The 6,247-nt window shown below is 72.5% G+C and carries 7 protein-coding genes and 1 pseudogene; 5 read left to right on the top strand and 3 right to left on the bottom strand.

Annotation, left to right across the window (positions count from 1 at the left end):
• The 5 genes and pseudogenes from ACR9ZK_RS20335 to ACR9ZK_RS20315 form a co-directional block, all read left to right on the top strand.
• Positions 1 to 245, top strand: a pseudogene (locus ACR9ZK_RS20335) (type I glyceraldehyde-3-phosphate dehydrogenase); the annotation flags it as partial.
• 94 nt (positions 246 to 339) lie between these two features.
• Entirely contained in the window at positions 340 to 1,548 is a 1,209-nt protein-coding gene (locus ACR9ZK_RS20330) for a phosphoglycerate kinase (protein WP_481343780.1), read from the top strand.
• Complete coding sequence (gene tpiA, locus ACR9ZK_RS20325; RefSeq protein WP_481343779.1) at positions 1,548 to 2,360, top strand: triose-phosphate isomerase; 813 nt, start codon at positions 1,548 to 1,550, stop codon at positions 2,358 to 2,360. Before ACR9ZK_RS20330 ends, tpiA begins: the two co-directional genes overlap by 1 nt.
• Positions 2,361 to 2,510: 150 nt before the next feature.
• Entirely contained in the window at positions 2,511 to 2,756 is a 246-nt protein-coding gene (gene secG / locus ACR9ZK_RS20320; RefSeq protein ID WP_481343781.1) for a preprotein translocase subunit SecG, read from the top strand.
• A gap of 12 nt (positions 2,757 to 2,768) precedes the next feature.
• Positions 2,769 to 3,119, top strand: a complete 351-nt coding sequence (locus tag ACR9ZK_RS20315; RefSeq protein WP_481343778.1) for an RNA polymerase-binding protein RbpA — start codon at positions 2,769 to 2,771, stop codon at positions 3,117 to 3,119.
• Between the two features lie 79 nt (positions 3,120 to 3,198).
• Here the strand turns inward: ACR9ZK_RS20315 and pgl are convergent, their stop codons facing one another.
• From pgl to zwf, 3 genes are all read right to left on the bottom strand, one after another.
• Entirely contained in the window at positions 3,199 to 3,930 is a 732-nt protein-coding gene (gene pgl / locus ACR9ZK_RS20310; RefSeq protein WP_481343777.1) for a 6-phosphogluconolactonase, read from the bottom strand.
• Entirely contained in the window at positions 3,927 to 5,159 is a 1,233-nt protein-coding gene (gene opcA / locus ACR9ZK_RS20305) for a glucose-6-phosphate dehydrogenase assembly protein OpcA (protein WP_481343776.1), read from the bottom strand. Before opcA ends, pgl begins: the two co-directional genes overlap by 4 nt.
• The coding region (zwf, locus tag ACR9ZK_RS20300; protein ID WP_481343775.1) for a glucose-6-phosphate dehydrogenase at positions 5,156 to 6,247 on the bottom strand (1,092 nt) is incomplete at its 5' end. The genes opcA and zwf, both read right to left, overlap by 4 nt.

Here is a 6,247-nt window from a genome sequence, read left to right as displayed (position 1 = left end):
CCGTCGAGGAGGTCAACGCCGCGGTCAAGGCCGCCGCCGAGGGTCCGCTCAAGGGTTACCTCGTCTACACCGAGGACCAGATCGTCTCCAAGGACATCGAGACCGACCCCGCCTCGTGCATCTTCGACGCCGGCCTCACCAAGGTCATCGGCAACCAGGTCAAGGTTGTCGGCTGGTACGACAACGAGTGGGGCTACTCCAACCGCCTCGTCGACCTCGTGAAGCTCGTCGGCGCGTCCCTCTGAGCCACCCGGCCACCGCCCTCGGCTGTCATCGACACGCCGGGGCGGTGGCCGTCTCCGTGTCCGGCTGACCCCAACCACTGAAGAGGCATACCGCGTGAAGACCACCAGCGACCTCGGGGACGTGCGCGGCAAGCGCGTCCTCGTCCGGTCCGACCTCAACGTGCCGCTCGACGGCTCGACGATCACCGACGACGGCCGCATCCGCGCCTCCGCCCCGACGATCCAGGGCCTTGCCGACGCCGGCGCCCGCGTCATCGTCTGCGCCCACCTCGGCCGGCCCAAGGGCGCGCCCGAGGCCAGGTACTCCCTCGCGCCCGTCGCGAAGCGCCTCGCCGAGGTGCTTGGCCGCGAGGTCGCCTTCGCCGAGGACACCGTCGGCGAGGACGCGAAGGCCAAGGCCGCCGCCCTGCAGGACGGACAGGTGCTGCTCCTCGAGAACCTCCGCTTCAACGCCGGGGAGACCGCCAAGACCGACGAGGAGCGGGCCGAGTTCGCCGGCGAGCTCGCTTCTCTCGCAGACGCCTTCGTGTCCGACGGCTTCGGCGTCGTCCACCGCAAGCAGGCGTCGGTCTACGACGTCGCCCGGCTCCTCCCGCACGCCACCGGTGGCCTCGTCCAGACCGAGGTCGACGTCCTGCGCCGCCTCACCAAGGACCCCGAGCGGCCGTATGCCGTCGTGCTCGGAGGGGCCAAGGTGTCCGACAAGCTCGGCGTCATCGGCAACCTGCTCGGCACGGCCGACCGTCTCCTCATCGGGGGCGGCATGGTCTTCACCTTCCTCGCCGCCCAGGGCCACGAGGTCGGCAAGAGCCTGCTCGAGGCCGACCAGGTCGACACGGTCAAGGGCTACCTCGAGCGGGCCGAGCAGGATGGCGTCGAGATCGTCCTGCCCGTCGACGTCGTCGCCGCCGACGCGTTCAGCGCCGACGCCGACCACGACGTCGTCGCCGTCGACGCGATCCCGGCCGACCGGATGGGCCTGGACATCGGTCCCGAGTCGAGCCGCCTCTTCGCCGAGAAGCTCGCCGACTGCCGGACCGTCTTCTGGAACGGCCCGATGGGCGCGTTCGAGATGGAGCCGTTCGCCGCCGCGACGAAGTCGCTGGCCCAGGCGCTCGTCGACATCACGGCCCGGGGCGCCCTCACGGTCGTCGGTGGTGGTGACTCGGCGGCCGCGGTGCGCCAGCTCGGCTTCGAGGACTCCGACTTCGGCCACATCTCCACCGGTGGTGGCGCCAGCCTCGAGTACCTCGAGGGCAAGGAGCTGCCCGGACTGACCGTTCTCGAGGAGGACGACGCCTGATGGCCAAGGACACCAAGCCCGCGGGTCGCATCCCGCTCATGGCCGGCAACTGGAAGATGAACCTCGACCACCTCCAGGCGACGCACCTCGTGCAGAAGCTGGACTGGACGCTGCGTGACGCCAAGCACGACCACGCTGCGGTCGAGGTGGCCGTGCTGCCGCCCTTCACCGACCTGCGCTCCGTGCAGACCCTCGTCGAGGGCGACAAGCTCGAGCTGCGCTACGGCGCCCAGGACCTCTCTCCGCACGCGTCCGGCGCCTACACCGGCGACATCTCGGGCGCGTTCCTCGCCAAGCTCGGCTGCACCTACGTCGTCGTCGGGCACAGCGAGCGGCGCGAGGGCCACGGTGAGACCGACGCGGTCGTCAACGCCAAGGTCAGGGCGGCCTACGCCCACGGCCTGACGCCGATCCTGTGCTGCGGCGAGGCGCTCGACGTGCGTCGGGAGGGCCGCCAGGTCGAGCACGTCGTCGCGCAGCTGCGCGAGGACCTCGACGGCGTCACCCCCGAGCAGGCCGCCACCATCGTCATCGCCTACGAGCCCATCTGGGCCATCGGGACCGGCGAGGTCGCGACCCCGGACGACGCGCAGGAGGTCTGTGCCGCGATCCGGGTGCTGCTCGCCGAGCTCTACGGGGCCGAGGTCGCCGACGGCGTCCGCGTCCTCTACGGCGGCAGCGTCAAGGCCGCCAACGTCGCCACCATCATGGCGCAGGACGACGTCGACGGCGCCCTCGTCGGCGGCGCCTCGACCGACCCGGCCGAGTTCGCGTCGATCTGCCGCTACCGCGACCACGTGACCGCCGGCTGACCGCTCGCGTCACCGCACCTCCCGCCCGCCGCGGCCGTTCGGCCGTGGCGGGCCCGGGAGGTATCCTGTCCCGAGCGCCGGGGACCGGCCGCGCGAGCGGACGGCACGAGACCCGAGCGCCGACGACCCCGACGAGATGGAGTGACCACCGTGGATGCGGTTCGCATCGTGCTCCAGGTCCTGCTGGTCCTGTCCAGCCTGGTCCTGACCCTGTTCATCCTGCTGCACAAGGGCAAGGGTGGTGGCCTGTCGGACATGTTCGGCGGGGGCATGTCGACGTCCCTCGGTGGCTCGTCGGTGGCCGAGCGCAACCTCGACCGCTTCACCGTCGCCGTCGCCGTGGTCTGGGCGACGGCGATCATCGGCCTGGGCCTGTTGGCCCGTTTCGCGAGCTGAGAGGAGCACGCCATGGCCAGTGGTAACGCCATTCGTGGAAGCCGGGTCGGCGCGGGCCCGATGGGTGAGGCCGAGCGCGGCGACGCCGCCCCCCGCGTCTTCATCTCCTACTGGTGCTCCAACGGGCACGAGACCCGGCCGAGCTTCGCCGAGGAGCCGGGCATGGTCGTGCCGGAGACGTGGGACTGCCCCCGCTGCGGCTTCCCCGCGGGCCAGGACAAGGACAACCCGCCCGCCCCGCCGAAGGTCGAGCCGTACAAGACGCACCTCGCGTACGTGAAGGAGCGGCGCAGCGACGCCGACGGCGCAGCGATCCTCGACGAGGCCCTGAGCACGCTCCGGGAGCGCGGCCTCATCCAGTGACCTGACGGTCACCACCGACGCACGACGGAGGGCCCGGGACGACGTCCCGGGCCCTCCGTCGTTCCCGTGGGGTGCCGGCTCAGCCGAGCCCGGAGGCGGCGTCGGCGTCGACGAGCCACAGCGTCGCGTCGGTGCCGCGGACGCCCGCCGCGGGGACGTCCCAGCGGTCGGTGCCGGGGGCGAGCGCGGCGGCCACCGCCTCGGCCTTGTCCGGACCTGCGACGAGGAACCACACCTCGTGGCTTCGCTCGAAGCACTCGAAGGTCAGGCTGACCCGGTCGGGCGGCGGTTTCGGTGACTCGTGGACCGCCACGGCGATCGCGTCCCCGATGCGCTGGGCCGGGTGGTGCGGAAAGAGGGAGGCGACGTGCCCGTCAGGCCCGACGCCGAAAAGGACGACGTCCCAGGCCTGCTGGCCGAACTCACGGATCGACGCGGCGTACGCCGCGGCACTGGCCTCGGCGTTCTCGGACGCGTCCGGCCCGGCGACCCGGTGCACCTTCGCCGGGTCGAGGCCGAGGGTGGTCAGGCCCGCCTCGTCGTTCTGGGTGTCGTTGCGGTCGGGGTCACCGGCGGGCAGGTAGCGCTCGTCGCCCCACCAGACCCGCACGCGTGACCAGTCGACGGCCGAGCGGCCGGGGACCTGCGCCAGCGAGGCGATCACCGCCGACCCCATCGACCCACCCGTCAGGGCCACCTGGGCCTCGGGGGAGCGGGCCTGGGCGTCGAGCAGGGCGGTGACCAGGCGAGCGGCGGCGGCATCGGCGAGCGACTGCTTGTCCGGGTGAACGACGACGCGGGGCTCGCTCACGAGGACGCCTTCTTCGCCGTCGCGGGCCCGGTGGTCGCCGTCGCCGCAGCGGTCCGCTTGGCCGTCGACGCGTCGGACTTCTTGCGCGCCCTGGCTGTGGCCTTCTCGCGCGGCGTCCGCTTGCCGGCGAGCTTGCGGGCCGTCGCCTCCTTGACCTGCGCGGTCTCGGCCGTCCCGGGGGCCGGAGGCGCGGTGATCATGGCGCTGGCGTCCTGGGCGGACTCGTCGTGGCCGAGGCGCGCGGCGAGCCGGCGAGCCTCCGCGAGGTCGGGGGCCTTGCCGGCCTTGGCCGCCGCGGCGGCCGACAGCCGGGCCGGTTGCAGGTCGGACAGGCCGCGGCACAGCGCCTCGGCGTAGGCCTCGTCGGGGTCGAGCCGGCGCAGCTCGTCGGCGAGGCACTCGGGCAGCTCGCGCCGGGGCAGGTTGATCCGCCGGTCCGGCTGGCCTGCCTGCGACAGCGTCGCGACGACGTCGCCGGGACGGACGAGGTCGATGGGCCCGCTGCGCCGCTCCAGGCGCACCGAGCTGATGCCCGAGCCCCGAGGCGTCGAGACGCGCCGCACCGGCACCTTGAGGCGGCGGGTGAGCCAGGCCGCGAGCAGGTCGGAGGACGGCGAGTCCGGGGCGCCGCTGACGACGGCCCCGGTGATCGGCTCGTACGGCGGCTGGTCGAGGGCGGCGGCGAGCAGCCCGCGCCACAGCGTGAGTCGGGTCCACGACAGGTCGGTGTCGCCCGGCGCGTACGTCGCCGCCCGCTTCTTGAGCATGAGCCGCGGGTTGTGGTGCAGGGCGGCGTCGGTGATCCGACGCTGTGCCATGGCGCCGATGGGGTCCTTGGCGACGTCGTCGGGCGCCTTGCCCGGCCACCACGCGACGATGGGGGAGTCGGGCAGCAGGAGCGGCACGACGACGCTCGGCCCGTGCCCGGCCAGCGCGCCGTAGAGCCGCAGGACGACGATCTCGCTCGCGCCGGCGTCGCCGCCCAGGCGGATCTGCGCGTCGAGGCGGTTCCTGCCGCGCCGCTCACCGGGGATGACGACGATGATGCGGCAGGGGTGCTGCCGGCTGGCCTGGTTGGCGGCGTCGATGGCCTCCTGGGCGTCGGTGTCCTCGACGACCATGACGAGCGTCAGGACCCGGCCGAGCGCCATGGCGCCGACCTCGTTGCGGAGGCGGACGAGCGTCTTGCTGATGCCCGTGGTCGTCGTGTCGGTCAGGTCCCTGATCACGGCATCCTCCAGTGACGTCCGTCCCGCTTCAGCATCTCGTGGGCCGACGGCGGCCCCCACGTGCCGGCCGGGTACTGCTCCGGCTTGCCGTCCTTGGCCCAGTGCGCCATGAGCGGGTCGAGGATGCGCCAGGACAGCTCGACCTCCTCGTGGCGGGGGAACAACGGCGGGTCGCCGAGGAGGACGTCGAGGATGAGCCGCTCGTACGCCTCGGGAGAGGCCTCGGTGAACGAGGACCCGTAGCCGAAGTCCATCGTCACGTCACGCACCTCCATCTGCGAGCCCGGCACCTTCGAGCCGAACCGCAGCGTCACGCCCTCGTCGGGCTGGACGCGGATGACGATGGCGTTCTGGCCGAGCTCCTCGGTGGCCGTGTGCTCGAACGGCAGGTGCGGCGCCCGCTTGAAGACGACGGCGATCTCGGTGACGCGCTTGCCGAGCCGCTTGCCGGCGCGCAGGTAGAACGGCACGCCGGCCCAGCGTCGGGTGTCGACCTCGAGGGTCACCGCGGCGAAGGTCTCGGTGTGCGAGTCCGGGTCGACGCCGTCCTCGCTGAGGTAGCCGACGACCTCCTCGGCACCCTGCCACCCGGCGGCGTACTGCCCGCGGGCCGCGCCGGTGTCGAGGTTCGCAGGCAGCCGGACGGCCGAGAGCGCCTTCTCCTTCTCGGCGCGAAGGTCCTTGGCGTCGAAGGAGACCGGCTCCTCCATCGCGGTGAGGGCGAGGAGCTGGAGCAGGTGGTTCTGGATGACGTCGCGGGCCGCCCCGATGCCGTCGTAGTAGCCCGCCCGGCCGGCGATGCCGATGTCCTCGGCCATCGTGATCTGCACGTGGTCGACGTAGTTGGCGTTCCACACCGGCTCGAACAGCTGGTTGGCGAAGCGCAGGGCGAGGAGGTTCTGGACGGTCTCCTTGCCGAGGTAGTGGTCGATCCTGAAGACGGCGTCGGGCGGGAAGACGCCCTCGACGATGTCGTTGAGCTGTTGGGCGCTCTTGAGGTCGTGGCCGAACGGCTTCTCGATGATGACGCGTCGCCAGCTGTCGCCCTCGGCCCGGGTCAGGCCGCACCGCTCGAGCTGCTCACACAC

The organism is Monashia sp. HAY1-5C (assembly GCF_056755255.1).
Note: the sequence above shows the minus strand (reverse complement) of the source record. Positions and strands in the feature narration are given on the sequence as shown.

Excerpts from the sequence above, each read along its gene's own strand:
- tpiA (WP_481343779.1), top strand. The coding sequence starts at position 1,548 with ATGGCCAAGGACACCAAGCCCGCGGGTCGCATCCCGCTCATGGCCGGC.
- ACR9ZK_RS20315 (WP_481343778.1), top strand. The coding sequence starts at position 2,769 with ATGGCCAGTGGTAACGCCATTCGTGGAAGCCGGGTCGGCGCGGGCCCG.